Source organism: Erythrobacter sp. (assembly GCF_038133525.1).
In the GTDB taxonomy this organism is placed as follows: Bacteria; Pseudomonadota; Alphaproteobacteria; order Sphingomonadales; family Sphingomonadaceae; genus Qipengyuania.
The window spans coordinates 99873-124151 of the sequence record NZ_JAYPTL010000001.1 but is presented as its reverse complement, the minus strand read 5'-3'; the positions used below and the strand labels follow the sequence as shown (position 1 = coordinate 124151).

Sequence of the window (24279 nt, the reverse complement as noted above, 5' to 3'; positions counted from 1 at the left end):
CGCCTGCAGGAGCGCGAAGCCTTCGGCAAGCCGATCTACAAGCATTCGGTCTGGGAAGAACGCGTCGCCCGCGCGCGCATCGACATCGACATGACCCGCCTGCTTTGCCTCAAGGCAGCCGACATGATGGACAAGGTCGGCAACAAGAACGCCAAGCAGGAAATCGCCATGATCAAGGTGCAGGCACCGAACATGGCGCTCAAGATCATCGACGATGCGATCCAGGCCCATGGCGGCGGCGGCGTTTCCGAGGATTACGGCCTCGCCAGCGCCTATGCCCACCAGCGCACGCTGCGCCTCGCCGACGGTCCGGACGAAGTTCACGCGCGTTCGATCGCCCGCATGGAATTCGCCAAGCACCTGCCCGAGGCCGGCCCCACCGCCAATGCGCTGCGCGATGGCAAGGCACCAACCATGGGTAACGACAACCTCAGCTCCGGCGACATGGGAGTGGCACGCTGATGGCAAAGGCGGCAATTCTTGAAAGTGTCGGCGGGCTGACCATCGGTGAGGTCGAGCTGGCCGATCCCGGCCCGCATGAGGTCCTGATCGACACCAAGGCCTGCGGGTTGTGCCATTCGGACCTGCATTTCATCGAAGGCGCCTATCCACATCCGCTGCCGGCCATTCCGGGCCATGAGGCGGCGGGCGTGGTCCGTGCCGTGGGTTCGGAAGTGAAAACGGTGAAGCCGGGAGACCACGTGGTCTCCTGTCTTTCCGCCTTTTGCGGTCATTGCGAGTTCTGTGTGACCGGCCGCATGGCCTTGTGCCTGGGCGCCGACACCCGCCGCGCGCCCGACGCCCCGCCGCGGATCATGCGCGCCGATGGCAGTGCACCGGTGGGCCAGATGCTCAACCTGTCGGCCTTCTGCGAGCAGATGCTGATCCACGAGCACGCCTGCGTTGCGATCGACAAGGCCATGCCGCTCGACCGCGCAGCCGTGATCGGTTGTGCGGTTACCACCGGCGCGGGGACGATCTTCAACGCCTGCAAGGTCGTGCCCGGTGAAACCGTGGCCGTCGTCGGCTGCGGCGGCGTGGGCCTGGCCGCCATCAATGCCGCCAAGATCGCCGGCGCGGGCAAGGTCATTGCCATCGATCCGATCGCCGAGAAGCGCGATCTGGCGCAGGTCCTTGGTGCAACCCACGCGGTCGATGCCATGACCGACGATGCGGTCGATCAGATCATGAAGATCAGCGGTGGCGGCGTCCATCACGCGATCGAGGCGGTGGGACGTCAGGCTTCGGCCGACCTCGCGGTCAAGATCCTGCGGCGCGGCGGCACGGCGACGATCCTCGGCATGATGCCACTCGACTGCAAGGTCGGGCTTGGCGCGCTCGACCTCCTCGGTGGCAAGAAGCTGCAGGGTGCGATCATGGGGATGAACCACTTCCCCGTGGACCTGCCGCGCCTGGTCGACTTCTACATGCGCGGACTGCTCGATCTCGACACCATCATTGCCGAACGGATCCCGCTCGAGAAGATCAACGAAGGCTTCGAGAAGATGAAGGGGGGCCATTCCGCGCGCAGCGTGGTGGTGTTCGATTGATGAGCGAAGACGTGCAGCAGGCGGATCCCAACGCCGATATGATCGGCACGACCGAGGTGTCGGAGCGCGATGCGCTCGACCTCGGGCGGCTGACCGAATGGTTCGAAGCCAACGTCGAAGGCTATGAGGGCCCGATTAGCTACACCAAGTTCAAGGGTGGACAGTCGAACCCGACCTATCGCATCGACACGCCGGGGCGCAGCTATGTGCTGCGCCGCCAGCCTTTCGGCAAGCTGCTGCCCAGTGCGCATGCGGTTGACCGCGAATACAAGGCGATGTCGGCGCTGGGACCGACCGGCTTCCCCGTACCCAAGACTTATGGCTTGTGCGAAGATGCCGAAGTTATCGGGTCGAAGTTCTTCGTGATGAGCCTCGCCGACGGCCGCAATCTGTGGGACGGCAGGCTGCCTGGCTGCTCAAAGGAGGATCGGCGGGAAATCTACAATGCCATGATCGACACGATGGCCGATATGCATCTGCAGAAGCCGGACGCGATCGGCCTTTCCGATTTTGGCAAGCCGACCGACTATTGCGCGCGCCAGATCAGTCGCTGGACCAAGCAATACAAGCTGTCTGAAACCGAGCACATGCCGAAGATGGAGCGGCTCATCGAGTGGCTCCCGCAGACCATCCCACCGCAGCACGAAAGCTCGGTCGTCCACGGCGATTATCGCCTGGACAACATGATCTTCCACAAGACCGAGAACCGCGTGATCGCCGTGCTCGACTGGGAGCTTTCAACGCTGGGCGATCCGATTGCTGACTTCAGCTACCTGATGCTCAACTGGCATACCGAGTCCGTCAATCGGGCAGGTATTCTCGGCGCGGACCTTGAAGCACTCGGCATTCCCTCTCAGGACGAGGCGGTCGAACGCTATGTCGCGCGCACCGGCTATCCGGTACCGCCGATGGACTGGTACTTTGCCTATAACCTGTTCCGGTTGGCTGGGATCATCCAGGGCATCAAGAAGCGGGTCATCGATGGCACAGCCTCGTCAGCGCACGCCAAGGAGGCGAGCGAACGCGTCTCGCCGTTGGTGGATCGCGCCTACGAATTCGCCGTTGCTGCGGGGATGGACTAGCGCGGCTACACTGCTAACGGGTGCTCCTGATATTTGACGGAGACCAGCATGAGCGCCGACCTCGAAAGCCGCATCGAAGCCGCGTGGGAAGACCGCGCCGGCGTCACGCCGCAAAGCACGGACGTGCGCGAGGCGGTAGAAGCGGCGCTGAAGCTGCTCGACAGTGGCAAGGGCCGCGTTGCCGAGCCCGACGGCAAAGGCGGGTGGACGGTCAACCAATGGCTGAAGAAGGCGGTGCTACTGTCCTTCCGCCTCAACGACAACCGCGTGATGGAAGGCGGTAGCGCTGGCCATCCAGCCTATGACAAGGTGCCAAGCAAGTTTGCGGGCTGGGACGATGCGCGGTTCCGTGAAGCCGGTTTCCGGGTCGTCCCCGGCGCTATCGCCCGCGAAGGTGCCTATATCGCACCCGGCTGCGTGTTGATGCCCAGCTTCGTCAATATCGGCGCCTATGTCGGCAAGGGCACGATGGTCGACACCTGGGCCAGCATCGGCAGCTGCGCCCAGATCGGCGAGAATTGCCACATCTCGGCAGGCGCCGGCATTGGCGGGGTTCTTGAACCGATGCAGGCGAACCCGACCATTATCGGCAACAATTGCTTCATCGGCGCGCGCTCGGAGATCGTCGAGGGCGTGATCGTGGGCGAAGGCTGTGTCGTCGCCATGGGCGTCTTCATCACCCAATCGACCAAGATCGTCTATCGCGACAGCGGCGAAGTGATCCGCGGGCATATCCCGCCCTACTCGGTTGTGGTTCCAGGTTCGATGCCGGGCAAGGACGGGGGGCCCGGCCTCGCCTGCGCAGTGATCGTCAAGACAGTCGATGCCCAGACTCGCGAGAAGACCGGGATCAACGAACTGCTGCGCGACTGATCGCCCGCCATCCCGCCGGAACTTTCGTCCGGATTGACCGTAGACTTCCCGGAGCCCGCGCAATCGGGCCACCTTGGGGAGTCTGTGGCATGTACAAGCAAGGCGAAGAGATACATCTCGACGACGTCGAGGCCAGCGGCGGCTCGAAAGAGGGCGTTGTTCGCTGGGTGCTGGCGGGCGGCCTGCTGCTCGCGCTGATCCTGATGTCGATCGTCTGGATCATCCCTGCCCTGACCGGCGCCAGCGACGAAAACGCCGCACGGCACGATCGCGCATCGGAACAGGGTCGCCCCAACTAGCGCTTCATTCCGCGTCGGCGGACACGGTGCTTTCGATCGGCAAGGCATCCGCTTGGGATACGGCGAAGGCTTCTGCCGCGCGCAGGACGCGCATGACATTGCGCGAAGCAATCTTCTCGAGGTCTTCCTGCGAGTAACCGCGCCGTGCCAGCTCGGCGAACAGCACCGGGTAGCCGGAGACATCCTCCATCCCTACCGGGCCGCCCGGCATACCGTCATAATCGCCACCAATGCCGATATGGTCGATCCCGGCAATGTCGCGGATATGATCGATATGATCGGCCATTTGCCCGACGGTGGCCAGTGGCGTCGGGTTTGTGGCGTCCCACTTGGCGAGTTGTGCCGCAACCTCGTCGGGCTGGCCTTGCCACAGGGTCTTGAGCCGTGCCTCCTCGCCCGACCGGGCAGCGAACCAATTGCGTTGTTCCTCGCTGAGGAAGCCGGGCAGCGCCACAACCATCACCACCCCGCCATTCTCGGGCAGGCGCGCAAGCACGCTGTCCGGCACATTGCGCGCATGGCCGTTGATCGCGCGTGCACCGGAATGGCTGAAGATAACCGGGGCCTGCGCCACGTCCAGCGCATCATGCATCGTCGCTTCACTCACATGGCTGAGGTCGACAAGCATGCCCAGACGGTTCATTTCCCGCACCACATCGCGCCCGAAATCGGTCAATCCACCATGGGTCGGCGCGTCGGTTGCGCTATCGGCCCAGCTGAGCGTCTTCGAGTGCGTCAGCGTCATGTAGCGCGCGCCCAGGGCATACATCTGGCGCAGCACCGCCAGGCTTGATCCGATCGACTGCCCGCCTTCCATGCCCATGAGCGAGGCAATCTTGCGCCCTTTCAGCGCCCGCTCGACATCGTCGGCGGTCAGCGCCAGCTGCATGGCGTCAGGATAGCGAGCTACCAGGCGCTTGGTGACATCGATCTGTTCGATCGTCTGCTGCACCGCTTCGGGTTCCGGGAGGCTGGCGCTGACGTAGACCGACCAGAACTGCGCACCGAGATGTCCCTGGTGCAGCCGGGTCAGGTCGGTGTGCATCGCCTTGGTTTCGGGGGTTTCGGTATCGAGCGTGTCGACGAAGTCGAAATCGTTGATCACATTCCCGAAACGCTCGCGCAAAGCATAGGGCACGTCGTTGTGGCCGTCCCAAACTGGCGCGGCCTCAAGCGCCGCTGCGGCGATCTCCTCTGGCGTCGGCTTGGCCACGGCGGGCGAAGCGAGCGCGATGGCCAGGGCGGCAGTTGCTAGGGCGAAGTGACGCATTTTCGGGAACCTCTTGCAGTATCGACCCATCTCCTAGCAAACAGGCTGGACAAGGAAAGGCCCACAAGATGACGATGATTGCCCGATGGAACGGCCACACGATCGCTCGCAGCGACGATACGGTGGTCGTCGAAGGAAACCATTACTTCCCCGGCGACGCGGTTGACGCCAGCGTGCTGAAGCCCAGCTCCACCACGACGTTCTGCCCATGGAAGGGAACCGCCCATTACCATTCGCTGTCGGTCGCCGACGCGACCAATATCGATGCAGCGTGGTATTACCCCGAGCCCAAGGAGGCTGCGGCCCAAATCCGGGACCGCATTGCGTTCTGGAAGGGCGTCGAGGTGTTCGAGGAGTGAGTTCCGCCCAAGAGATCATCAAGGAGCTTGGACTTGCACCGCATCCCGAAGGCGGTTGGTACCGTGAGACCTGGCGGGCAGCCACAGCGCATGACGAACGAGCCCCGGCCACTGCGATCCATTTCCTGCTGGAGACGGGGCAACGATCGCATTGGCATCGCGTCGACGCGACGGAGATCTGGCTATGGCACGCCGGCGATGGGATTGAGCTGGCGCTGGCCGAAACCGATCACGGCCCGATCGAGACCGTCGTTCTGGGTGGGGACGTCCTGGCCGGAGAGATTCCGCAGCACCTAATCCCACCTCATTGGTGGCAGGCCGCACAGCCACTACCCGGCGCGCACGGCTACAGCCTGGTATCCTGCATCGTGTCGCCTGGCTTCGAATTCTCCGGCTTCACGCTGGGCGAGCCCGGCTGGAGCCCTGCGCCATGATGCGACCTATCCTGCGCTGGGCGCTGGCAGTATTCTACGCAGCGGCCGGCTACGTCCACCTCACCGCGCCTGCGCCATTCCTCAAGATAATGCCCGGTTGGGTCCCATGGCCCGAAGCCGTGGTCTTCTGGACCGGAGTTGCCGAGCTGCTGGGAGCGGTAGCCTTGGTCCAGCAGCTGTCCACATCGCTCAGGCGTGCTGCTGCGATCGGGCTCGCGCTTTACGCAATCTGCGTGTTCCCCGCGAATATCCATCATTTCGCGCTCGACATGGCGCGTCCTGATCACGGGTTAGGGCTCGGCTATCACGTGCCGAGGATGTTCGCGCAGCCGATGCTCGTCTGGCTCGCGCTGTGGACCGGCGACGTGACGGACTGGCCGCTACGCCGCCGGTAGCCCGATCAGCTCATGTGCTTCGAGACGGCACCCGTCATCTTGAACATGGAGATCTGGTCCTTGCCGATCACCGCGCCGAGCTTGGCGTCGGGATTGATCATGCGCTTGTCCTTCGAATCCTGAAGGCCGTTCGCCTTGATGTGATCCCACACCTTCGACGTCACCTGGGCGCGGGTCAGCGGACCCTTACCCACGACGGCTTCCAGTTCCGGCGAGAGATTCACCGGCTTCTGCAGGGCGTTGTTCTTGCCAGCCATGACTAATCCTTTCCTTGGCTATGCTTCAATCATCGTCGTCGAGATCCTCGTCCCATTCCTCGACCTCGTGGCCTTCGAAACGGGCGGTGAGGACCGCGGCGGCGGTCACGTGTCCGTCCAGATTGCGGACGAGTTCCTCATGCGTTGCCCCCGGCATCAAGGTGAGCGGCAGGTCGAGCGCAAAAAGTTGAAAAACGTAGCGGTGCTCTTCACCAAGCGGCGGGTCGGGCAGCAACCATTCGGAGTTACCGTAGGCATTCTTGCCGGTGCGCGGCGGAGTCTCGCCCTCGAGCAACTTGCCCTTCTGCGGAGCAAGGCCCCAGACTGTCCAGTGCACGTGGCCAGTTTCCGCGTCTTCGACCACCAGTACCAGTTCCTGTGCTCCAGGAGGAGGCGCCGTCCATTCCAAAGGAGGGGCGACCGAATCTTCCTCGCAGGCAGTAAAGCAGGGGTCGAGTTCGCCGCCATGACGAAAGGCATCGCTCTTCAAGGTCAATCCGGAGCGGCCGATCACGCGTTCGTCGGCCACGCGCGCCAGCGTCAATCCAGCCGGGATAGTTCCCCCGCCGACTGCCTGTTCGACCCACTGCGCAGCACCACTCACGACCTTTTCTCCTCCCTCAGCCACGCAATTGCGGGCCTGAGCGGGGTCGTTAAGACACAGCACGGAGTGGAAAACCATGCAGCCAAGGTGAATTTGCACCGTTTTCACCTCAATTCGCCGAAAAAATACGGATGAAGAGGCTTGTCAAAGTGCGAGACTTGCTCCGCGCGAGGTAATCGCGCATCCCGTAGCGGTAGCAGTTGTTCGTGCCATCAGCACACGAGGGGAGCCTGCACGATGCCCATTGGTCGCGCCATCCTGAGTAGCGTTATTGCCCTTTCACTCGCCGCCTGCGGTGGCGGCGGAAGCAGTAGCAGTGGAGGCGGAGGTGGAACCGGCTCCGGCGGGGGCGGCACGACTGCCGACTGCTCGCTAAGCGCACGCCAGGATTGGGCGCTTGGTGAGCTCAATGAATGGTATCTCTTTCCCAACCTCCTCGACACGACGGTGAACAAGGCGGGCTTCAGCGCTGTCCAAAGCTACATCGATGCACTGGTTGCGCCCGCCCGCGCGCAGAACCGGGACCGCTTCTTCACCTACCTGACCTCGATCCAGGAAGAGAACGACCTCATCGCCAATGGATCGAACGCGGGTTTCGGCGTGCGCTTGAGCTATGACATAACTGCACGCCGGGTATTCGTGGTCGAAGCCTTCGAGACGGCACCTGCCTTTGCGCAAGGTATCGATCGCGGATCCGAAATCATCGCGATCAATGGGACTACCGTTTCCAGCATTATGGCTGCCAATCCGGGCAACCCTGCAGGCGCTGTGTCCGACGCACTTGGCCCAACGCAACCGGGCGTGACACGCTCCCTGACGATCCGCCAGCCCGACAGTTCGCAGTTCACCGTGGACGTCACCAAGGCCGATTATGCGCTCGATCCGATATCCGACCGTTACGGCGCACTGATCCTCGACAACGGCGGCACGAAGGTCGGCTACATCAACTTGCGCACCTTCATTATCCAGGACGCTTCCAACCAGTTGCGCCAGGCGTTCGACCAGTTCCGCCAACAGGGCATCGAACAGATCATCCTCGACCTACGCTATAACGGCGGTGGCCTCGTCTCGGTTGCCGAACTGCTTGGCGATCTGCTGGGCGCAGACAAGAACGGACAAATCTTCAGCAAGACGATCTTCCGCAGTTCCAAAAGCGTCAATGATGACACCAAGCTGTTCGAAACCCAGACGCAGGCCATTGCGGCGGCAAAACTGGCGATCATTGGAACCAGGAGCACCGCATCGGCGAGCGAACTGGTGCCCAATTCCTTCATTCCCTATTTGGGCAATAACATCGCCCTGATCGGGACAGATACCTACGGCAAGCCGGTCGGCCAGATCGCGCGCGACCGTTCGGCTTGCGACGACCGCCTGCGGCTGGTTGCCTTCCGCACGGTGAATTCAAACGACGGCGGGGACTATTATGACGGGCTTGCCAGCGTGATGCCGCGCACCTGCAGCGCCAGCGACGACTACCTGAAGCCGCTCGGCGATCCACAGGAAGCCTCTATCGCGACCGCCCTCGATTTCCTCGCTGGGCGGAGCTGCACCGCGATCAGCGCGGCCGCACAGAGTACGGCGGTGCAGGATGAGGGTTCCTTGCGCGAGCTGATGCAGTCGACACAGCCCAGCGCCGCGCAGGTCAACACGCCGGGACTGTTCTGACCCTTCGCAAGATCAGGCCAACGCCGCAGCCAACGTGGCGGATCCAAGCCCGATCGAAAGCGGAACCCGGAGCGACAACCACCAACGCGGGGCGAGCGGCCCAAGCTTTGCGTCGACTGCGGGACTCATCAGGATAGCCCCGCCGAGCATGACCAACGACGGTTCCGGCCAAGTGTAGCCGAAGACCCATGGCAAGAAGGTACCCAGCGCAACAAGGCTGGGCAGCACGGCTGCGACCCACAGCCAGCCGAGAGCCTGCCTGCGCTCGGCAGCGGGTGCGGCAGCGGCGATGCCCCACCACATGCCGCCAAGAAAGCTGAAGATCAGTGCGGCATAGGCAAATGCGGTGGCCTGTGCCGCCCCCCGCCACTCGACGGGGCCAAGGTACAAGACCAACGCGCAGGCAAATTGGGGCAACAGGCCTGCCAGTCCAAGCAGGCGCGGCGTGCCGGGGACATTACGCACGGCGTGCGTGACGCCAAAGGAACAGCGCGAAGCCGGTCGCGAACAGCAGGTCTCCTGCCACGATTGCCCCAAGCGCCGGATCGCCGCCAGCACGCCAATTAGGCAGGCCGACCATCAAGACGACCATCGCCTTGCCCACTAGCCCGGCGATCAGCATCGGCGCAAACCGCATGGGATCGCGGGCGACGAGCGCATAGACGATCCCGAAACAAACGATCAGCACCGCCGAAACTGCATCAGGCGATCCCCAGGGCGCGGCGACGAAAGCGCCGATCCCGATCGCGAAATTATAGAGTGAGGCGGCCCAGAAGAAGGCCTTCCAGCCTCTCGTGACATGCCCCGTCACGGCTGCTCACCCCCGTCAAACGGTCGGGATGCGGTCCAGGCACAGCCCTCTCTCGTTTCCGTCCCCACTCTTAGGGTCGCGGTAAAGGGATAGCTGCGATCGCTCATACCGTCAGAACAGGTCCCGGGCGTTACCATCAGGTCGAAACTTGCTTCGTCCAACTTGCCACTGAAACTCACGCCGTTGAGGCCCGCAAACCGATCGGCCGCGAATTGCGTGCCGTCGGGATTCTCGGGGGTTGTGTAGCGGACCACGCCATTGGCCACCTCACCACCCCAGAACGGCTCTGTACCGGCAAACTGGACCGCCTCTCCCTCCTGGATCCCGTCAAAGGCCTCGCTGGGTTCGGACGAGGAAGCCGAGTCCGCAGACTGACAACCCGTGAGGGTCGCCGCGGCGAACAGCACCAACAGAAATCGCATTATCGAGCCTCACTCGCCAACAATGAACCGCACTGTCTGTTCGCGCGCCCGGCGCCCCTCGGGACTCGCCAACAGCATCCAGACATGGAACAGGTCTTCATACTCGTGATAGACATGCTCCGGCATCCCCGCTTCGGCAAGACGTGCAGCAAGCCGTCGCGCATCGACGACGAGGATATCGCTGGATCCCGCGAATATCGCCATGCGTGGCAACCCCTTGAGTTCGCCGAACAGGGGGCTGACGCGCGGATCGTCCAGCGCGAGCTCTCCACGATAGCGTTCGCCACAGGCCTCAAGTCCGCTCACCGCCAGCATCCGGTCGCGCGGTTCGATCGCCCTTTGCCCCTCGGCGCGGGCGGTCGCGTCGAGCCAGGGTGAGTAAAGCACCAGTGAGTCCGGCAAGGCTCCGCCATCGGCCAGGGCCGACTGTGCCACAGCCAGTGCCATTCCCCCGCCGGCACTGTCGCCCAGGATCGTGATGCATTCTGCACCGTATTTAAGGGTCAACTCGCCGTAGAGCGCGCGCATCGCTGGCAGCGTTTTCGCGGCTTTGTGTTCCGGTGCGAGGGGATAGAGCGGTATGGTTGCCGAGGCACCCAATCGTTCGCAGAGGTCACCGACGAGCGTCCAATGCTGCGGAGCAATCGGCATGACGTAGCCGCCGCCATGGAAATAAAGCAGGTGGCGCGAACCCGGCGTGACCCCGCCCTTGGGCGTCAGCGTGAATACCGGAAAGCCGCGGCTATCATCCTCGACGATGTCGAAGCGGGCGCGCATGCCGCCGCCTGGCCGCGCAGGCTTGCGCTGGCGAAGCTGCGCGATCCGCCCGTCGATCTTGCCGGGCTGGGCAAAGAAGCGTTTGATCCCCAGCAAGGGCAAGGCAAAATTGGTCAGGCGTGCGGCTATGCTGGGCATTCGGGCATGTCTCCGTTTGTCTGGACGGGCGGCGCAGAGGCCGCCGCGTCAGCCGGGATTGGCTTCGAAAGCCGGGAGTTCGCCGGTATCGACCCAGCATTGCTTGCTGCGCGTCCAGAAATGCATGGTAGGCTCAAAGCCGCTCGCGTCGTCCAGGGTGCCAGCCTTGATGAAAGCCATGCCCGGCGCGACTTCCACCTTCGAGATCAGCGGCGATCCACAAGTACCACAAAAGATCCGGTCGACGGCTTTCCCGCTCTCGCCATGATCGTGATAGACGGTAGGTTCGCCGCGCAGTTCCAGCGCAGATTCGGGCACGCTGAGGATAGTCGAAAAGGCGCTGCCCGACTGTTTCTGGCAATGGGTGCAGTGGCACACCATCGCACCGGCGGGCTCACCTTCGAAACTGTAGCGGACTGCCCCACACAGGCAGCCTCCTTCGGTCCTGCTCATCGCTGTCTCTCCCTCGCTTCAACCAGCCTAGCCGAAGCGCGAAAGCTGTCCAGCGCCTAGATTCAGCGTCCGAAGAGACGGGTCATGAAACCCTTCTTTGGGGCTTCGTCTTCCTGACCCGTTTCAACCACACGGCGGCGAAGGTCGGCACCAGTCAGTTCCTTCACCTCTTCGATTGTCCGGACCTGGATGAAGTCTGCCGCGATGATCGGTGCAGCAGGCTTCACCTCGGTTGCTCGCTGACGTTCAACCGTACGGGCACCGATACCGTGGATCATTACGATCTCGGGCCGCATATCGACCATGCCGGAAATGATCGGGATCCCCCCGGCAATCCGTGTATCGCGCATTCGCTGGTCACCGCCTGCTGGTACAGCAAGGCGCGCCACCAGCAGCCCAGCACATATTCGACATAGCGCAGCGGTGCCTTGTCCGGTGCATCGTCGCGAAAGAAGTGGCGCTGCTTGTGATGCAGCAATGCCGTGTTGAGCCGATCGAGCCCATCGATGTCGAGATAGACCTCAATGTCCTCATCCCAACCCGCCCAGGCCGGACCCTCCTCTGCCCGCATCTCTTCGAGAAGGTCCACGGCATCGGCTTCGCTGAAGTCGAAATGCTCATCCGAATAGAGGCCCAGCAGCATATATGGATGGTGTAGCTGCCCCTTTTCAAAGGCCCGGTCGGCCTCGTTAGCAATCGCGAGCGTCATCGCGGTGATCGTGTCGCCTTCGTGTTCCTGGATCGCCTCGACTAGATCGTCCCAGCCGGTGATCGTCACCTGGTCGGGAGTGATCGAGAGGCACATCTCACCGAATTCGTTCCCCAGCGCGACCAGCGCCGGTTCAAGCCGCGCATGAACCTCATCAAGCTCACCGGCCTCGAACAAGGCGCGGAGTTCGGCTTCCCAACGGGCTTCACCTTCGGCGCTTGCGAAAAGTTCCTGCAATCCGTGCATCGAGATCAAATTCCTGTTTCGACCATCGGCGTGGTCGCGCTGGCGGGGTACCAGCGAATCCTCACTGTCGTGTTAACCTAGCCCTTGAACCATTACGTGCAGGTTCAGGGCCGGGGTTAAGGCGAAGTGAAGGCGCAAAGGCTTGCGCAACTGCGCGGAAAGATAGGCAGCGCCGCTCAGCCTTTCGGCGGCCAGGAGTGCGAGAGGAGTTTGACCGTCACACGACCCGTGGCGACCAGCGCCCCGTCGGCATCGTGCATCGGCACTTCAGCGGTATAGCCAGCGCTCCCCTTGCGCTCCAGGTCGGCAAGCAAGCCGGAAATTTCTCCTTCCGAGAGTGTGTATTCGCCCGTCACATCGCTCGCCGCCATGCGATGGAAGTCGACCGCGATATCCTTGATGATGGGGAAATAGCGCGCGGTATCGAGAATGGAGATGCCCGGCCCCGCAGCCACCGCTTCAGCCAGCACGCAGAAGGCGCCAAGATACATCACGTCGACATGGTTGGCATTGCCTTCCAGCGGCATCAGAAGTTTCGAATGGCCACGCCCTTCCTCGATCCGCCGCATGCCGGTGCGTTCGACAAAAGGTACGCGATAGACTGGCTGCTCTGCCGCTGCGCTCATCTTCTCTTCTCCCTGATTCTAAAGAACCATGACTCCCTTGCGCGGCTCGGGCAGCCCGTAAGTGACCTCGCTCAGCGGAGCACCGACGGCGAGCAGCGCATCACGCCGCTCAGCTTGCGATGAACGCAACTGCGCAGCTTCATAAGACATCGGCTTGGTGAAGGCCGGCTGGGCAAGGCAGCGCGCCACAAACCCGGCCGTGCGTGGCCAGCGCGCGGCATCGACCTGGCAACCGGCATAGCTTGCATTGGGGAAGAAGGTAGCGAGCGCGACATCGGCGAGCCCCATTTGAGCGCCGAACAGGAAGCCGTCCTGCGGCACTTCACCCTCAAGATAATCGAGGATCGCCGGAATATTCTCATTAATCGCGGCTTCGATCCGCGCGGCGTCGCCCGGCTCACCCCACACAAGCGGGTGGACGCGCTTCTGGAAGAACAGGTCCCAGATAAACACATCGCCCATGCGGCTGTCCGCGAATTCTTCAAGCCAGCGTGCCCTCGCTCGCTCTGCGGGCGAACCTTCAGGCAACAATGCAGGGCGATCAGGATAGGCTTCGTCTAGCCAGGCACAGATCACCGAGCTGTCAGACAGGGCAAGGTCGCCTTGTACAAGTACCGGGATACGGCGCAGCGGCGAGAGCCGCGAGAACTCGTCATTGCCATAGAAGGGCGTGATCGGGTCCACGGTATAGGCAAGACCCTTCAATTCGAGGCAAGCGAGCACCTTACGCACATAGGGGCTGACGAAGCTGCCGATGATCAGGATCGGTTGATGAGTATCGCTCATGATTGTCCAACCACCACGTGCTCGCGCACAATGAAGGCCCTGCTGCGGGCAAAATCAATGAAGTTACGCTCGTCCTCCAGCAGGATATGCGCCTGGCGCAGGCCTTCCTCGTCACCGAGCAGGGCAGCAACGGACTCTTCGCTATCGAACCACAGTTCCGCCACCCCGTCGAAATCCTCGCCCTCGCCATGCGGCATGTCGCGCCCTGCCGCAGTACCGAAAGCGATTTCGCTTTCGTAAGTATGGCACTGGACATAGCGGCGTATGCCTAGCGCAGGGCCGGCCGCCGCGACCAGCGGGGCATGCGTTTCGCGCCAATAGCGCTGGAATTCCTCGCGGGTCAGCGATGGAAGACGGTGAAGGCAATAGGTCAGCTTGATCATTCCGCAGGCTCCGCCTGTACCAGGATCTCACCGTGTCGCGCGAGCAGCCGTTGCTGGGCTGCCGGGTTCAACCACGCGAAGCGTCCGGGCAGGCCGAGCCGCTCGGCCGCCTGCCAGGCGGGCATGTGCGGTGATCCAATGCGATCGGCCAACCTGCCCGCAAGCTTGAGCGCGATCCGGTCACGCGTGGTCAGGTCGAACTCCTTGCCCAGTTCCATCCGCTCGCGAACCTTGTCGGGCAGTAAGGAAACGGCGGCTCTTGCCAGTGCGCGATGCAGGAATTTGGGAATCGTCGGCGCTGCCTGCCCCGATTGGATGATGTCGAGGAATTCGCGATTGATCGGGTGCGCCTCGAAACGCGGGAACAATGCGTCGAGCATGGCGAAGAAATCGGCATCACTGGTCAGTGGATGTTCGACGCCATAGAGCCGCGCGACCGCTTCGCCATCGCTGTAATAGCGCCTGCGATCCGCGGTGGTGAGCGGTCGCACAAAGCGATGATAGGCTTCGAGGAATCCATAGCCGGCGGTCGCGCTGACCCAGTCGAGCAATTCGGGATCGAGAGCACGGTAAGCTTCGCCTCTGGGTGTTTCACCCGTGACCTTGCGGTGCATCCGGTTGACCCCGCCAATCACCCGCCGAGCGGCGCTGGCCGGTCCGAAGACGCCGACCATCGCCGCCATTCCAGTGCGCTGCGAACGGCCGATTGGATCGACCTTGTAGATCGAGTGATCCCACACGCCCGAGCGGATCCGCGCGTCGGCGAATTCGAGCAGAACCGCAGCGACCCCACCGATGCCCAGCGCAATCGGGTTCTTGAACACCCGCCACTGGACCGAGCCGGGCGGAACCAGTCCCGGTTCACCCGCAGGGCTGCGGAAATCAACCTGATAGGCTGGCGGCAGGTCTGGGGCCACGGCAGCACTCCCTCTCTCAAGTTGCATCATGCCACCGTTTTCAGGTCCGGCAAGCACCTGCTTTTCAGGCTGGGCAATCTGGTGCATCATCGCCGCCGGGTCGCGGACATGGGGGATGTCCGCATGGATACTCGCTTTACCAAACGCCAACCGGGCGACAGCCGTTTCTGGGCGGCGCTGTGGCTCTATATCTTTGTCATCGTGCTACTGGGGTTTCGCCAGCCGGTTTCCGAGCGCTTCTTCGATGACTTCCAGGAACCGGCATCGATCGCGCTACAATTGCACGTATGGAGCTTTGCCGCCTGGCTTGTGCTTCTAGCCATGCAAGCCTGGCTCGCCGCCACCAAGCGAATGGCGTGGCATCGCAAGTTCGGCGTGGCGATGTTGCCACTCGCAGCGCTGATGGTCCTGTCCGCGGGGACGGCCGAATTCGCGGCGCAGCAACGCGAGGTGGCCAATGGCGATACCGGCGCCTTTTCCGCCTTCACCATCTTCTACCTCGTGCCCTTCGCCGTGCTCGTACCGCTTGCATGGCGGGCCCGGATCGACCCACCCGCGCACAAGCGGCTGATCCTGATGGCCACCGCCACAATCTGCGCCGGTGCCCATTTGCGTACGGTGACATCCTTCGATCCCGCACTGTTCTGGCAATCGGACAATTATTTCGTCCACCTGTTCGTCGGCTTCGGCGGTTCGATGCTGATCATCGCGATGGGCATGGCATGGGACCTCTATTCGCGCGGCGCATTGCACCGGGTCTATCGCATCGGGGCGCCGATCCTCTTCGCGATCTATGCCCTCGCGGCCTGGGTCTATGGTACCGAGGGCTACGGCGAGGCGACAAGGGCCTTCCTGAGCGGAGGCTGATCCCGCCCGCGTCCCGCCCCGCACTCACAGGAAAGCCGCGCCCTGCCCTTGGCACCCCGGCCTATCCGCTCCAAAGGCCGTCAACGGCCTGCAAGACAATGGAACGGAAACGATGAGCGGCGACGACGAATACGTCTATGACGAAGACAGCGGCGAATGGATGCCCGCAAGCGAGCTGGCGGCCAAGCAGGCTGCCGAAGGCCAGGTCGAGGTGCGCGACGCCGTGGGCAATTTGCTGGCCGACGGTGATGCCGTCACGCTGATCAAGGACCTCGAGGTCAAGGGCGCGGGCCAGACGCTGAAGCAGGGCACGCTGATCAAATCGATCCGGCTTACTGGCGACCCGCAGGAAATCGACTGCAAATACCCGGGCATCAAGGGCCTGGTGCTACGCGCCGAATTCGTGCGCAAGCGCTAGGCCTGCGCTTACCCGCCCGGCGGGTTCCAGGCCCAGCATTCCATTTCAACCCGCGCGCCCAGCGCCAGGCCGTTGACCCCCAGCGCCGAGCGGGTGGGATAGCGGCCCTTGGCGAAATGTTCGGCATAGATCGCGTTGAAGGCCAGCCATTCGCTCATGTCGGCTAGGAACACGGTGCATTTGAACACGTCGTCGAAGCCCAGCCCGTGGGCGGCGAGCGTCGCGCCGATACGCGCGAACATCGCCCGCGTCTCGGGCTCGATCCCGCCAGGCACCACCGCACGCCCGCTCTCGTCCGCGCCGACATCGCCCGACAGGTAGAGCACATCGCCCACCTGCACCGCACTGGAGAAGGGATAGGGCAACGTCGAGGGGGTGAAAACCGGCGGCGCAGGCTCCTCCGCCACGGCGGGGGCGGCAACGATAAGCGCGGCGGCGAAAGCGGCGAGACAGGCAAGCGAGCGGACGGACATGGCGGTTCTCCCTCAAGGACCCGCGCGAGTGGAGCCGTGATGCGCCCGCAATGCAAGCCTGCGCGCAAGTAACCCTACAGGATGGAACAGGTGGAACAGGGTCCAGAGATAAATCTGCCGATTGCGTGACCCTGCACCGCCAAAGCGTGACCCTGCGGCCCATAGTGTCACCTGCGCGCGGCAAAGTGTCACCCTGCGCAACCCGCGTGTAACCCCCGGCACGCGCAAAGCGTCACCCTGCGGGCGGGCCACCGTCACCCGTTTTGCCCCGAACCGTCACCCCATTCGGCATAGGGCACCGCCTGCCTGGCGAGCAACGGGTGCACAGGCTTGCGCCCCCGGCGCGAGGAGGCACGCCGCCGCTTGGCAAGCTCCATCGATTGTTCCCAGAATTGCGCGAACTGCGGCGCCCGCGCGCGCAGGCGATAGGCGGCCTGCCGGCTCATCCCCACCTCCCGCGCCGCGCGTGCCACCTTGCCGTGCCGTGCCAGCAGTTTGAGGAAGGCCGCGGCCTTCACCCCGGTCCAGCGAGTGTTGTCGGGTTTGGGTTTGGCGGATGTGCGGGGATGCGTGCTCATCCGGCAGGATAAGCCATGGATGAAAGCATGTAGGAAAGTATTTCGACTCTACTTCATCTGATATTATTGTATTAGCAATATTCAAACATCGTTTCGTGTGGGGGCTCACGAATGACTGTAATGGATATGGTCAAAGCGAACATGGGTTCGTGGATCGAGATTGGCGTCTTTTTCGTCATCGTCGCACTGGTTGTCGGGCTGGCGAGCAAATTCCTCGATGGCGGGGACAAGAAGCGACGATACCGGCGGCGACCCGACCGGCGGTCTTTCGCAAGTGGGTTCAAGCCCGTTCCCTTCCAGGGAGCAGGGGATCAGCGGGCAGTCGACTCAGCGGACCAATTGCGCAGCGTGATGGCAGCGGATTTCAAGGCACGACCCGTGTTCAATCGCGGCGAATTGCGACTTTATCGGGTCTTGGAAGAAGCCCTGGCGATGGAAAGCCCGGGCTGGCGCGCGATGGGGCAAGTGAGCTTGGGCGAAATCCTGACAAGCCCGAACAAGAGCGCTTTCTTCTCGGTCAATTCGAAACGGGTCGACCTGCTGATCGTCGATGCGGAAAGCAATCCGCTGCACGCCGTCGAATTCCAGGGCACCGGACATCACCGGGCCAGGAACACCGCCGCGCGCGACGCGGTGAAGAAGGAAGCCCTGCGCCGCGCCGGGATCGGCTATATCGAGGTCGTCAGTGGCGATACCCCTGCCGAAGTGCGCGAAATGGTGCGCAAGCTGGTGGCGAGGGTCGAGGCCTAATCCGCGCCTTTACAGAACCTTTTCGGGACGCGGGTCGTGGTCGTGGCGGCTACCCTTGCCGATACCGCGCTAAAGCAGCGCAAGCGATAGCGCAGCAAGGAAACGCACTTCGGCGGCGCGACCCCGGCGCAGCGATCTACATCACTTTTTCGGGGCGGGGATCATGGCCGTGGCGGCTACCCCTGCCGAAGTGCCGTTCAAGCCGCTGGGCCAGCGTCGTCGCGGCGCGGCGCGCGGCATCGTCGACGGTGGAGCCATGCTCGGTCACGCCGATCGGCCTGCCGCCGCGCGGGCGGGCCTCGATGGTGCAGGCCTTGTCGTCATGGCCGTGGGTGTGGCGCTGTTCGTCATGGACATGAACCTCGAGCCGGGTCAGCCGCTCCTCGAACCGCGCCAGCTTGTCGCGCACCTTGGCCTCGATGCGGCTGGCGACGTTATCCGTGCCCATCACCGAACTGTCGGAATTGAACTGGACCTGCATGGTGCGTGCTCCTCTCGGTTGCGGTTCTCTCATAAACCGAGATGGGGATGCCTGCAGCACTTTCCAGTAGTTTTGCGCGCGGCTAGGCCCGATCGCATGAGCAAGCCTGTCACCATTCTCGTCGATGCCGATGCCTGCCCGGTGAAGGAGGAAATCTACCGCGTGGCAGAGCGGCACAAGGCGCATGTCCGCGTGGTCAGCAACAGCGCGTTTCGGGTGCCGGTGAGCGAGCGGGCCAAGCGCGTGGTGGTCTCCGACGGTTTCGATGCGGCGGACGACTGGATCGCGGAGAACGCTGGCCCGCGCAGCGTGGTGGTGACCGCCGACATACTGCTGGCCGAGCGCTGCCTCAAGGCGGGCGCGACGGTGTTGCGCCACGACGGCAAGAGTTTCGACGCCGCCAGCATCGGCAGCGCCATCGCCACCCGCGCGATCATGGAAGACCTGCGCGCCGGGATGGACGGAGTGGGAGGCGGCCCGCCGCCGTTCGGGAAGGCGGACCGGTCGAACTTCCTGCAGGCGCTGGACCGGGCGTTGGTGCGATTGGGGCGGAGATAGTGCCGTTGGAACTAACGCGGCTGGTTGGGCAGTTCGTGGCGACATTTCGAGCCCCGCCCTGCCGACGATTAATTCACAACCAACTCTCGTATACACCCTTCATCGTATTCGGGACTGTTGATGGTTGGATCATCTTCACGATCTCTTGAAATTTGCTCTTACATCTTCGAGAGTATTTTATCCGATTAGCCACGATACTGTTTTTGTAAGGCAAATTTAGAAGCACTTGGACTTCTCTAGGAGAAAAGTCCTTTATCATTGCGATATAAAACACGTCAGCCGAATTAGCAGTCCCATATTGATTGCCCACTGAACAGGTGACTACCGACTCTACAAACTCATTTCTTACCGTCTCCGGTATCTGCTGACCGCTTGAAAGCCTCTGGAGACGCTCTGCAAACGCTCTTTCGTTATAAAAATTGTCCATTGCTTGGTGAGTTGCCATCAATTGGCGGCAAGCCCTGGAGATAATTGAGTGACGCTCTGCTTCACTCAAGAGGGACAATATGCCAAGATTTTCAAAATAAGCTTGTGAAGCTGTCAGTCGATCTGTTTCGCCTTTGGCCTGATACCGCTGGTGCCTATCGATAAGCAGCGAACGAGTTGCTGGCGAAAACTTCTCTTTGAAACGTCCACTTAACGTTATTGCGTTCACACGCTCCGATTCTGCCTTGGCTGGATCGCAGTAAATGCCGTGAAGCATCCCGAGAACCGCCTCACGTTGCGCGTCGAAAGTTTCCTCGATCCTTTGCTCCCAGATATCATATTGGGCTGCGTTGAATGCTCCATGCGATAAAGCCGCATTCAGCTCCTTAATATCGCACCCTTTAGCGTTTTGCTCTGAAGTAAGGGCATGACGCGTGCATCGGTTCAGAAAATTGATAAACTCGTATTCGTCAACCTGCCCGATTGTTGGGTGAGCGGCAGAGAAATTGTTCCTGACGTCCCTGCATTGATCCAGCATGAAAAAGCCGGTTTCGGAGATCAGGTTGAGTTTGAGGCAAAGTTCAAGAAGCTCGCTATCTCGTAAATCGAGCAAGCGTTGTTCATCGAAATCCTTGTCAATTATTTGCGGAACGATGGCTATGCCGAAGGCGCGAACTTTCTCTCGCAGTTGCATGATCGCAGCATTCCATGCGTAGTTTAGCGCGCTATCGAATAAGCCCGACGCGACCGCTACGCACATTCTCATTAAGCCCTCGTCCCTCAAGTCAGGGGGAACCTGACTGAGCAATTGGGGCAGATTACTCCATGCTGTCGCGATCTGCTGATCGCTGGCCAAAACGTTCCGATCGATTCCTAATGCACTGGTTAGTGCATCCAACATTGGTCCACTGAAATTGAAAATCGTTGGGAGCTGAACGGGAACTGTGGGCACGACTGTCGACATAAATTTCCCATCGCTAAATGCCGGTCAATTGTTAGCGATCACTATTAGCTATGCAAGTCGCACTACAGTCGAATCTTTTGCTCCTTAATCATGCTCCCGATCGCCTTACCCGATGTATAACTCGCGCCCACCTTGGTTGTAGACGCGGCTCATCTTCTTCATCCCGGCCTCCGCATCCTCCACCTGCACCGTCGCCGCCAGATAGCTGTCCGAGTTCTGCTGCGCCGCGAAGTTTCGTGGCGATGGCTCGCGCATTGCGCCTAGCCGTCCACCCCATTCTCTCCCAATTGTCGCATCCTAATGATCAAGTAGAGGGCAAATCCTGCCGCCACGCCCGGCACCAAGCCGAGCGCAATGCACCACAGGCCGTGGCGCACGCCATGGGTGCGGCGCTCGTACAGTATCCACGCGGAGAGGATAGCCCAACAGGCCAGGACATCGGTCGAATAGCCGCTGGCGTAAGGATTGACGAATCCTGCCGCGAAAGCGCCAAACACGTCGGGATCGGCGAGGAGCGGAGGCACCACGACCAGTGCGAACACCGCGAGGAAGACTGCCGCCGCAGCGACAATAGCGGCCTTGAAAGCAGTCTTTCCCATGCGTTCCCCCTTAGTCGTGTTCGCGGTCGCCCTGCCCCATGTAGAGTTCGCGCCCGGTTTCCTCGTAGACGCGGCTCATCTCCTTCATCCCCGCTTCCGCATCCGCCACCGGCACAGTCGCCGCTAAGTAGCTCTCCGAGTTCTGCTTCGCCGCAAAATCCCGCACTTCCTGGGTGATCTTCATGGAGCAGAACTTGGGCCCGCACATGCTGCAGAAATGCGCGGTCTTGGCGCCTTCGGCGGGGAGCGTCTGGTCGTGATACTGCTCGGCCGTGTCGGGGTCGAGGCTGAGGTTGAACTGGTCGCGCCAGCGGAATTCGAAGCGGGCCTTGCTCAGCGCGTCGTCGCGGACCTTGGCGGCGGGGTGGCCCTTGGCGAGGTCGGCGGCGTGGGCGGCGAGCTTGTAGGTCACCACGCCCACCTTCACGTCATCCCGGTCGGGCAGGCCGAGGTGTTCCTTGGGCGTGACGTAACAGAGCATGGCGGTGCCGTACCAGCCGATCTGCGCGGCGCCGATGCCGCTGGTGATGTGGTCGTAACCCGGGGCGATATCGGTGACGAGCGGGCCGAGCGTGTAGAAGGGCGCCTCGCCGCAAGCCTCGAGCTGCTTGTCCATGTTCTCCTTGATCTTGTGCATGGGCACGTGGCCGGGGCCTTCGATCATCACCTGCACGTCCTGCGCCCAGGCGCGCTTGGTCAGTTCGCCCAGCGTGTAGAGTTCGGCGAACTGCGCCTCGTCATTGGCGTCGGCTATGCTGCCGGGGCGCAGGCCATCGCCCAGCGAATAGGCGATGTCATAGGCCTTCATGATCTCGGTGATCTCGTCGAAGCGCTCGTAGAGGAACGATTCCTTGTGATGCGCGAGGCACCATTTCGCCATGATGCTGCCGCCGCGGCTGACGATGCCGGTGACGCGCTTCGCGGTCATCGGGACATAGGGCAGGCGCACGCCGGCGTGGATGGTGAAGTAGTCGACGCCCTGTTCGGCCTGTTCGATCAGCGTGTCGCGGAAGATTTCCCAGGTCAGGTCCTCGGCAATGCCGCCGACCTTTTCCAGCGCCTGGTAGATCGGCACGGTGCCGATGGGGACGGGGCTGTTGCGGATGATCCATTCGCGCGTGTCGTGGATGTTGCGGCCGGTGCTGAGGTCCATCACTGTGTCCGCGCCCCAGCGGATCGACCAGACCATCTTGTCGACTTCGGATGCGACATCCGATGCCACCGCGGAATTGCCGATATTGGCGTTGATCTTGACCAGGAAGTTGCGCCCGATCGCCATCGGCTCGGCTTCGGGGTGGTTGACGTTGGAGGGGATGATCGCCCTGCCCCGCGCCACCTCGTCACGCACGAATTCGGGGGTGACATATTCGGGGATCGCGGCGCCCCAGCTATTGCCTTCGGGCTGCTGGCGCAGGCGCTCGCGGCCGAGGTTCTCGCGCTCGGCGACATATTCCATCTCGGGCGTGATGATGCCGCGGCGGGCATAGTGCATCTGGCTGAGGTTGGCGCCTGGCTTGGCGCGCAGAACGGTCTGCCTGACATTGGGGAAGGCCGGGACGCCGCCCGACCGGTCCGGGCCGAGCTGGCCGTTGTCTTCAGGCTTCACTTCGCGCGCGGCATATTCCTCGACGTCGCCGCGGGCGAGCTGCCATTCGCGGCGCAGCTGGGGCAGGCCATTGCGGATGTCGATCTGCGCCTGCGGGTCGGTGTAGGGACCGCTGGTGTCGTAGACCCGTACGCTGGGTTCGCCCGTCAGGTCGATCTCGCGCATGGCAACGCCGAGCGGGCCGACATGGATCTTGCGACTGCCGCGGATCGGGCCGGTGGTCACACCGATGTCGAATGTGCTGTTGATGTCGGCCATGCTTACTCTCTCCTTGAGCGGAAGGAGAGCGGACCTGTCGCATGTGCCGCTCCACTCCCTCCGCCGATGCTAGTCGGTTCAGGTTCGACGGGTCGGGCAGCGTGACCTGCCCCTCTCAGCCAGCACTGGCTCCCCGGGGATGGCGCGTTTTAGGTGGGTTTGTCCCCCGCGTCCAGCACCGGGGATGGGAGGGGGTGCGGACGCGAGGGACGGGGGGCTGGTTAAAGGTCCAGTTCGGTCAGGCCGGGATGATCGGCCGGGCGCTTGCCCAATGGCCAGTGGAACAGGCGCTGGTCGGGATCGATCGGCAGGTCATTGATACTGGCGATGCGCCGCGCCATCAGGCCGTCGGCATCGAACTCCCAGTTCTCATTGCCGTAGCTGCGATACCACTGGCCGTTTTCGTCATGCCATTCATAGGCAAAGCGCACCGCGATGCGGTTGCCGCTATGGGCCCATAGCTCCTTGATCAGCCGGTATTCCTGTTCGCGATTCCACTTGTCGGCGAGGAACGCCTCGATCGCGCTGCGCCCCTGCAGGAAGCGATCGCGGTTCCGCCACTGGCTGTCGGGCGTGTAGGCGAGCGCAACGCGCGCCGGATCGCGGCTGTTCCAGCCATCTTCGGCGGCCTGCACCTTCTCGGCGGCGGAGGCCTCGGTAAAGGGCGGCAGGGGTGGGCGTTGGGTCATGATCGGGCCTCAGGCAAAGGGGGTGGCAAATTCCAGCCGGATGCCCCCCGGCATCAAGCAGATTAGATGGCTGGTCGCCGAACCCGGCCGCATCGGCCCGGGCGCGAATTCGATCACCGTGCCGGGATGCGCCGCGATCCTTTCGTGGACGCGGTCGAGCGCCTCGTGATCCGCCACGCCCAGCGCAAGGTGGTGCAGGCCCACATTCTTGCGACGATCGAAGGCGACGGCACTGGCCGGATCCTCGACCTGCCACAGCGTCAGCAGTGTGCTGCCGTCGCTGACGAAGACTGACGGGTAGGCCGGGTTACCGCCGACTTCCTTGTAGCCCAGCGCGCTGCAGAAGAAATCGACCGCAGCCGTGAGGTCAGGCACAGCCAGGCCAACGTGATGGGCACCGGTGGTCAGGGCTTGGCTCATCGCTCAGTTTCCTTTGGCAGAGGCGCGCAAGATCTCGATCTCGGCGCGCAGTTGGGCGTTTTCTTCGGTGAGGGGCGCGATCGCGGCGGCAATCTGCGCCTCGGTGTAACGCGGGGTGATATGCTGGGGGCAGTTC

General features: G+C 62.5%; 36 protein-coding genes and 1 riboswitch. Of the genes, 13 read left to right on the top strand and 23 right to left on the bottom strand.

Annotation, left to right across the window (positions count from 1 at the left end; translation table 11 throughout):
• From AAFM29_RS00745 to AAFM29_RS00725, 5 genes are all read left to right on the top strand, one after another.
• Window positions 1-462, top strand: a 462-nt coding sequence (locus tag AAFM29_RS00745) for an acyl-CoA dehydrogenase family protein (protein WP_341710904.1), incomplete at its 5' end; no start/stop codon positions are given.
• Window positions 462-1550: a Zn-dependent alcohol dehydrogenase gene (locus AAFM29_RS00740; protein ID WP_341710903.1), complete on the top strand. Its 1089-nt coding sequence runs from the start codon at window positions 462-464 to the stop codon at window positions 1548-1550. The genes AAFM29_RS00745 and AAFM29_RS00740, both read left to right, overlap by 1 nt.
• Window positions 1550-2632, top strand: coding sequence for a phosphotransferase family protein (locus AAFM29_RS00735; RefSeq protein WP_341710902.1), 1083 nt, complete (start codon window positions 1550-1552; stop codon window positions 2630-2632). The genes AAFM29_RS00740 and AAFM29_RS00735 overlap by 1 nt, the downstream gene beginning before the upstream one ends.
• A gap of 48 nt (window positions 2633-2680) precedes the next feature.
• Window positions 2681-3505 carry a 2,3,4,5-tetrahydropyridine-2,6-dicarboxylate N-succinyltransferase gene (gene dapD, locus AAFM29_RS00730; RefSeq protein WP_341710901.1) on the top strand — a complete coding sequence of 275 codons (825 nt, stop codon included), beginning with the start codon at window positions 2681-2683 and terminating at the stop codon, window positions 3503-3505.
• An 89-nt stretch (window positions 3506-3594) separates the two neighbouring features.
• On the top strand, window positions 3595-3804 hold the full coding sequence (locus AAFM29_RS00725) for a hypothetical protein (RefSeq protein ID WP_341710900.1): 210 nt from the start codon (window positions 3595-3597) through the stop codon (window positions 3802-3804).
• Between the two features lie 4 nt (window positions 3805-3808).
• On the opposite strand, the gene AAFM29_RS00720 is transcribed toward AAFM29_RS00725, so the two are convergent.
• The gene (locus tag AAFM29_RS00720) at window positions 3809-5074 is read right to left on the bottom strand and encodes a dipeptidase (protein ID WP_341710899.1); all 1266 of its coding nucleotides are present in this window, start codon (window positions 5072-5074) and stop codon (window positions 3809-3811) included.
• Window positions 5075-5142: 68 nt separating this feature from the next.
• Here AAFM29_RS00720 and AAFM29_RS00715 point away from each other — a divergent pair, with 68 nt between their 5' ends.
• From AAFM29_RS00715 to AAFM29_RS00705, 3 genes are read left to right on the top strand one after another with little or no spacing between them, the layout of a single operon-like run.
• Entirely contained in the window at window positions 5143-5433 is a 291-nt protein-coding gene (locus AAFM29_RS00715) for a DUF427 domain-containing protein (RefSeq protein ID WP_341710898.1), read from the top strand.
• Window positions 5430-5867, top strand: coding sequence for a cupin domain-containing protein (locus AAFM29_RS00710; RefSeq protein WP_341710897.1), 438 nt, complete (start codon window positions 5430-5432; stop codon window positions 5865-5867). Before AAFM29_RS00715 ends, AAFM29_RS00710 begins: the two co-directional genes overlap by 4 nt.
• Complete coding sequence (locus tag AAFM29_RS00705) at window positions 5864-6262, top strand: DoxX family protein (protein WP_341710896.1); 399 nt, start codon at window positions 5864-5866, stop codon at window positions 6260-6262. The genes AAFM29_RS00710 and AAFM29_RS00705 overlap by 4 nt, the downstream gene beginning before the upstream one ends.
• 5 nt (window positions 6263-6267) lie before the next feature.
• On the opposite strand, the gene AAFM29_RS00700 is transcribed toward AAFM29_RS00705, so the two are convergent.
• Window positions 6268-6519 (bottom strand): SWIB/MDM2 domain-containing protein, encoded by a 252-nt coding sequence (locus tag AAFM29_RS00700; RefSeq protein WP_173212599.1) that lies wholly within the window; start codon window positions 6517-6519, stop codon window positions 6268-6270.
• A 25-nt stretch (window positions 6520-6544) separates the two neighbouring features.
• On the bottom strand, window positions 6545-7201 hold the full coding sequence (locus tag AAFM29_RS00695) for a YbhB/YbcL family Raf kinase inhibitor-like protein (RefSeq protein WP_341710895.1): 657 nt from the start codon (window positions 7199-7201) through the stop codon (window positions 6545-6547).
• Window positions 7202-7360: 159 nt separating this feature from the next.
• Between AAFM29_RS00695 and AAFM29_RS00690 the strand changes: the two genes are divergently transcribed.
• The gene (locus AAFM29_RS00690) at window positions 7361-8788 is read left to right on the top strand and encodes a S41 family peptidase (protein ID WP_341710894.1); all 1428 of its coding nucleotides are present in this window, start codon (window positions 7361-7363) and stop codon (window positions 8786-8788) included.
• A 12-nt stretch (window positions 8789-8800) separates the two neighbouring features.
• Here AAFM29_RS00690 and AAFM29_RS00685 read toward each other — a convergent pair whose 3' ends face one another.
• The 11 genes from AAFM29_RS00685 to AAFM29_RS00635 form a co-directional block, all read right to left on the bottom strand.
• Window positions 8801-9253: a DUF3429 domain-containing protein gene (locus AAFM29_RS00685; RefSeq protein ID WP_341710893.1), complete on the bottom strand. Its 453-nt coding sequence runs from the start codon at window positions 9251-9253 to the stop codon at window positions 8801-8803.
• On the bottom strand, window positions 9246-9599 hold the full coding sequence (locus AAFM29_RS00680; RefSeq protein WP_341710892.1) for a hypothetical protein: 354 nt from the start codon (window positions 9597-9599) through the stop codon (window positions 9246-9248). Before AAFM29_RS00680 ends, AAFM29_RS00685 begins: the two co-directional genes overlap by 8 nt.
• A complete protein-coding gene (locus tag AAFM29_RS00675) occupies window positions 9596-10021 on the bottom strand; it encodes a hypothetical protein (protein WP_341710891.1) in 426 nt (141 codons plus the stop codon). Before AAFM29_RS00675 ends, AAFM29_RS00680 begins: the two co-directional genes overlap by 4 nt.
• Window positions 10022-10030: 9 nt before the next feature.
• Window positions 10031-10936 carry an alpha/beta hydrolase fold domain-containing protein gene (locus tag AAFM29_RS00670; RefSeq protein ID WP_341710890.1) on the bottom strand — a complete coding sequence of 302 codons (906 nt, stop codon included), beginning with the start codon at window positions 10934-10936 and terminating at the stop codon, window positions 10031-10033.
• A 48-nt stretch (window positions 10937-10984) separates the two neighbouring features.
• Window positions 10985-11389: a GFA family protein gene (locus tag AAFM29_RS00665; protein ID WP_341710889.1), complete on the bottom strand. Its 405-nt coding sequence runs from the start codon at window positions 11387-11389 to the stop codon at window positions 10985-10987.
• Between the two features lie 62 nt (window positions 11390-11451).
• Entirely contained in the window at window positions 11452-11694 is a 243-nt protein-coding gene (locus tag AAFM29_RS00660) for a hypothetical protein (RefSeq protein ID WP_341710888.1), read from the bottom strand.
• Window positions 11667-12344, bottom strand: a complete 678-nt coding sequence (locus AAFM29_RS00655; RefSeq protein ID WP_341710887.1) for a hypothetical protein — start codon at window positions 12342-12344, stop codon at window positions 11667-11669. Before AAFM29_RS00655 ends, AAFM29_RS00660 begins: the two co-directional genes overlap by 28 nt.
• Before the next feature lie 176 nt (window positions 12345-12520).
• Window positions 12521-12970 (bottom strand): DUF4442 domain-containing protein, encoded by a 450-nt coding sequence (locus tag AAFM29_RS00650; protein ID WP_341710886.1) that lies wholly within the window; start codon window positions 12968-12970, stop codon window positions 12521-12523.
• 18 nt (window positions 12971-12988) lie between these two features.
• A complete protein-coding gene (locus AAFM29_RS00645; protein WP_341710885.1) occupies window positions 12989-13756 on the bottom strand; it encodes a glutathione S-transferase family protein in 768 nt (255 codons plus the stop codon).
• Window positions 13753-14139, bottom strand: coding sequence for an EthD domain-containing protein (locus AAFM29_RS00640; protein ID WP_341710884.1), 387 nt, complete (start codon window positions 14137-14139; stop codon window positions 13753-13755). The genes AAFM29_RS00645 and AAFM29_RS00640 overlap by 4 nt, the downstream gene beginning before the upstream one ends.
• Window positions 14136-15146 carry an oxygenase MpaB family protein gene (locus AAFM29_RS00635; protein ID WP_341710883.1) on the bottom strand — a complete coding sequence of 337 codons (1011 nt, stop codon included), beginning with the start codon at window positions 15144-15146 and terminating at the stop codon, window positions 14136-14138. The genes AAFM29_RS00640 and AAFM29_RS00635 overlap by 4 nt, the downstream gene beginning before the upstream one ends.
• Before the next feature lie 33 nt (window positions 15147-15179).
• Here AAFM29_RS00635 and AAFM29_RS00630 point away from each other — a divergent pair, with 33 nt between their 5' ends.
• Window positions 15180-15923, top strand: coding sequence for a hypothetical protein (locus AAFM29_RS00630; RefSeq protein ID WP_341710882.1), 744 nt, complete (start codon window positions 15180-15182; stop codon window positions 15921-15923).
• A gap of 112 nt (window positions 15924-16035) precedes the next feature.
• Window positions 16036-16341 carry an alkylphosphonate utilization protein gene (locus AAFM29_RS00625; RefSeq protein WP_341710881.1) on the top strand — a complete coding sequence of 102 codons (306 nt, stop codon included), beginning with the start codon at window positions 16036-16038 and terminating at the stop codon, window positions 16339-16341.
• A gap of 8 nt (window positions 16342-16349) precedes the next feature.
• On the opposite strand, the gene AAFM29_RS00620 is transcribed toward AAFM29_RS00625, so the two are convergent.
• Together AAFM29_RS00620 and AAFM29_RS00615 are read right to left on the bottom strand one after the other, a co-directional pair.
• Window positions 16350-16814 (bottom strand): RidA family protein, encoded by a 465-nt coding sequence (locus AAFM29_RS00620; RefSeq protein WP_341710880.1) that lies wholly within the window; start codon window positions 16812-16814, stop codon window positions 16350-16352.
• 254 nt (window positions 16815-17068) lie between these two features.
• Window positions 17069-17392, bottom strand: coding sequence for a hypothetical protein (locus AAFM29_RS00615; RefSeq protein ID WP_341710879.1), 324 nt, complete (start codon window positions 17390-17392; stop codon window positions 17069-17071).
• 111 nt (window positions 17393-17503) lie between these two features.
• Here AAFM29_RS00615 and AAFM29_RS00610 point away from each other — a divergent pair, with 111 nt between their 5' ends.
• The gene (locus AAFM29_RS00610; RefSeq protein WP_341710878.1) at window positions 17504-18142 is read left to right on the top strand and encodes a DUF2726 domain-containing protein; all 639 of its coding nucleotides are present in this window, start codon (window positions 17504-17506) and stop codon (window positions 18140-18142) included.
• A gap of 136 nt (window positions 18143-18278) precedes the next feature.
• Here AAFM29_RS00610 and AAFM29_RS00605 read toward each other — a convergent pair whose 3' ends face one another.
• Window positions 18279-18623 (bottom strand): HPF/RaiA family ribosome-associated protein, encoded by a 345-nt coding sequence (locus AAFM29_RS00605; protein WP_341710877.1) that lies wholly within the window; start codon window positions 18621-18623, stop codon window positions 18279-18281.
• 96 nt (window positions 18624-18719) lie between these two features.
• Here AAFM29_RS00605 and AAFM29_RS00600 point away from each other — a divergent pair, with 96 nt between their 5' ends.
• Window positions 18720-19181 (top strand): YaiI/YqxD family protein, encoded by a 462-nt coding sequence (locus AAFM29_RS00600; RefSeq protein WP_341710876.1) that lies wholly within the window; start codon window positions 18720-18722, stop codon window positions 19179-19181.
• Window positions 19182-19254: 73 nt separating this feature from the next.
• Here the strand turns inward: AAFM29_RS00600 and AAFM29_RS00595 are convergent, their stop codons facing one another.
• From AAFM29_RS00595 to AAFM29_RS00570, 6 genes are all read right to left on the bottom strand, one after another.
• The gene (locus AAFM29_RS00595; protein ID WP_341710875.1) at window positions 19255-20571 is read right to left on the bottom strand and encodes a hypothetical protein; all 1317 of its coding nucleotides are present in this window, start codon (window positions 20569-20571) and stop codon (window positions 19255-19257) included.
• A gap of 105 nt (window positions 20572-20676) precedes the next feature.
• Window positions 20677-20826 carry a hypothetical protein gene (locus AAFM29_RS00590; RefSeq protein WP_341710874.1) on the bottom strand — a complete coding sequence of 50 codons (150 nt, stop codon included), beginning with the start codon at window positions 20824-20826 and terminating at the stop codon, window positions 20677-20679.
• A gap of 5 nt (window positions 20827-20831) precedes the next feature.
• Entirely contained in the window at window positions 20832-21170 is a 339-nt protein-coding gene (locus AAFM29_RS00585; RefSeq protein ID WP_341710873.1) for a DUF2834 domain-containing protein, read from the bottom strand.
• A 10-nt stretch (window positions 21171-21180) separates the two neighbouring features.
• Window positions 21181-23034, bottom strand: a complete 1854-nt coding sequence (gene thiC / locus AAFM29_RS00580; protein WP_341710872.1) for a phosphomethylpyrimidine synthase ThiC — start codon at window positions 23032-23034, stop codon at window positions 21181-21183.
• A gap of 37 nt (window positions 23035-23071) precedes the next feature.
• Window positions 23072-23180, bottom strand: a riboswitch (TPP riboswitch).
• Window positions 23181-23255: 75 nt separating this feature from the next.
• The gene (locus AAFM29_RS00575) at window positions 23256-23723 is read right to left on the bottom strand and encodes a nuclear transport factor 2 family protein (protein ID WP_341710871.1); all 468 of its coding nucleotides are present in this window, start codon (window positions 23721-23723) and stop codon (window positions 23256-23258) included.
• A 9-nt stretch (window positions 23724-23732) separates the two neighbouring features.
• Entirely contained in the window at window positions 23733-24143 is a 411-nt protein-coding gene (locus tag AAFM29_RS00570) for a VOC family protein (RefSeq protein ID WP_341710870.1), read from the bottom strand.
• Window positions 24144-24279: the final 136 nt, after the last annotated feature.

Excerpts from the sequence above, each read along its gene's own strand:
- AAFM29_RS00600 (WP_341710876.1), top strand. The coding sequence starts at position 18,720 with ATGAGCAAGCCTGTCACCATTCTCGTCGATGCCGATGCCTGCCCGGTG.
- AAFM29_RS00645 (WP_341710885.1), bottom strand. The coding sequence starts at position 13,756 with ATGAGCGATACTCATCAACCGATCCTGATCATCGGCAGCTTCGTCAGC.
- AAFM29_RS00630 (WP_341710882.1), top strand. The coding sequence starts at position 15,180 with ATGGATACTCGCTTTACCAAACGCCAACCGGGCGACAGCCGTTTCTGG.
- AAFM29_RS00625 (WP_341710881.1), top strand. The coding sequence starts at position 16,036 with ATGAGCGGCGACGACGAATACGTCTATGACGAAGACAGCGGCGAATGG.
- AAFM29_RS00690 (WP_341710894.1), top strand. The coding sequence starts at position 7,361 with ATGCCCATTGGTCGCGCCATCCTGAGTAGCGTTATTGCCCTTTCACTC.
- AAFM29_RS00640 (WP_341710884.1), bottom strand. The coding sequence starts at position 14,139 with ATGATCAAGCTGACCTATTGCCTTCACCGTCTTCCATCGCTGACCCGC.
- AAFM29_RS00610 (WP_341710878.1), top strand. The coding sequence starts at position 17,504 with ATGACTGTAATGGATATGGTCAAAGCGAACATGGGTTCGTGGATCGAG.
- AAFM29_RS00620 (WP_341710880.1), bottom strand. The coding sequence starts at position 16,814 with ATGTCCGTCCGCTCGCTTGCCTGTCTCGCCGCTTTCGCCGCCGCGCTT.
- AAFM29_RS00670 (WP_341710890.1), bottom strand. The coding sequence starts at position 10,936 with ATGCCCAGCATAGCCGCACGCCTGACCAATTTTGCCTTGCCCTTGCTG.
- AAFM29_RS00655 (WP_341710887.1), bottom strand. The coding sequence starts at position 12,344 with ATGCACGGATTGCAGGAACTTTTCGCAAGCGCCGAAGGTGAAGCCCGT.
- AAFM29_RS00660 (WP_341710888.1), bottom strand. The coding sequence starts at position 11,694 with ATGGTCGATATGCGGCCCGAGATCGTAATGATCCACGGTATCGGTGCC.
- dapD (WP_341710901.1), top strand. The coding sequence starts at position 2,681 with ATGAGCGCCGACCTCGAAAGCCGCATCGAAGCCGCGTGGGAAGACCGC.
- AAFM29_RS00570 (WP_341710870.1), bottom strand. The coding sequence starts at position 24,143 with ATGAGCCAAGCCCTGACCACCGGTGCCCATCACGTTGGCCTGGCTGTG.
- AAFM29_RS00650 (WP_341710886.1), bottom strand. The coding sequence starts at position 12,970 with ATGAGCGCAGCGGCAGAGCAGCCAGTCTATCGCGTACCTTTTGTCGAA.
- AAFM29_RS00595 (WP_341710875.1), bottom strand. The coding sequence starts at position 20,571 with ATGTCGACAGTCGTGCCCACAGTTCCCGTTCAGCTCCCAACGATTTTC.
- AAFM29_RS00725 (WP_341710900.1), top strand. The coding sequence starts at position 3,595 with ATGTACAAGCAAGGCGAAGAGATACATCTCGACGACGTCGAGGCCAGC.
- AAFM29_RS00740 (WP_341710903.1), top strand. The coding sequence starts at position 462 with ATGGCAAAGGCGGCAATTCTTGAAAGTGTCGGCGGGCTGACCATCGGT.
- AAFM29_RS00575 (WP_341710871.1), bottom strand. The coding sequence starts at position 23,723 with ATGACCCAACGCCCACCCCTGCCGCCCTTTACCGAGGCCTCCGCCGCC.
- AAFM29_RS00605 (WP_341710877.1), bottom strand. The coding sequence starts at position 18,623 with ATGCAGGTCCAGTTCAATTCCGACAGTTCGGTGATGGGCACGGATAAC.
- thiC (WP_341710872.1), bottom strand. The coding sequence starts at position 23,034 with ATGGCCGACATCAACAGCACATTCGACATCGGTGTGACCACCGGCCCG.
- AAFM29_RS00700 (WP_173212599.1), bottom strand. The coding sequence starts at position 6,519 with ATGGCTGGCAAGAACAACGCCCTGCAGAAGCCGGTGAATCTCTCGCCG.
- AAFM29_RS00590 (WP_341710874.1), bottom strand. The coding sequence starts at position 20,826 with ATGCGCGAGCCATCGCCACGAAACTTCGCGGCGCAGCAGAACTCGGAC.
- AAFM29_RS00705 (WP_341710896.1), top strand. The coding sequence starts at position 5,864 with ATGATGCGACCTATCCTGCGCTGGGCGCTGGCAGTATTCTACGCAGCG.
- AAFM29_RS00695 (WP_341710895.1), bottom strand. The coding sequence starts at position 7,201 with ATGGTTTTCCACTCCGTGCTGTGTCTTAACGACCCCGCTCAGGCCCGC.
- AAFM29_RS00635 (WP_341710883.1), bottom strand. The coding sequence starts at position 15,146 with ATGATGCACCAGATTGCCCAGCCTGAAAAGCAGGTGCTTGCCGGACCT.
- AAFM29_RS00665 (WP_341710889.1), bottom strand. The coding sequence starts at position 11,389 with ATGAGCAGGACCGAAGGAGGCTGCCTGTGTGGGGCAGTCCGCTACAGT.
- AAFM29_RS00720 (WP_341710899.1), bottom strand. The coding sequence starts at position 5,074 with ATGCGTCACTTCGCCCTAGCAACTGCCGCCCTGGCCATCGCGCTCGCT.
- AAFM29_RS00585 (WP_341710873.1), bottom strand. The coding sequence starts at position 21,170 with ATGGGAAAGACTGCTTTCAAGGCCGCTATTGTCGCTGCGGCGGCAGTC.
- AAFM29_RS00615 (WP_341710879.1), bottom strand. The coding sequence starts at position 17,392 with ATGAGCACGCATCCCCGCACATCCGCCAAACCCAAACCCGACAACACT.
- AAFM29_RS00675 (WP_341710891.1), bottom strand. The coding sequence starts at position 10,021 with ATGCGATTTCTGTTGGTGCTGTTCGCCGCGGCGACCCTCACGGGTTGT.
- AAFM29_RS00715 (WP_341710898.1), top strand. The coding sequence starts at position 5,143 with ATGACGATGATTGCCCGATGGAACGGCCACACGATCGCTCGCAGCGAC.
- AAFM29_RS00735 (WP_341710902.1), top strand. The coding sequence starts at position 1,550 with ATGAGCGAAGACGTGCAGCAGGCGGATCCCAACGCCGATATGATCGGC.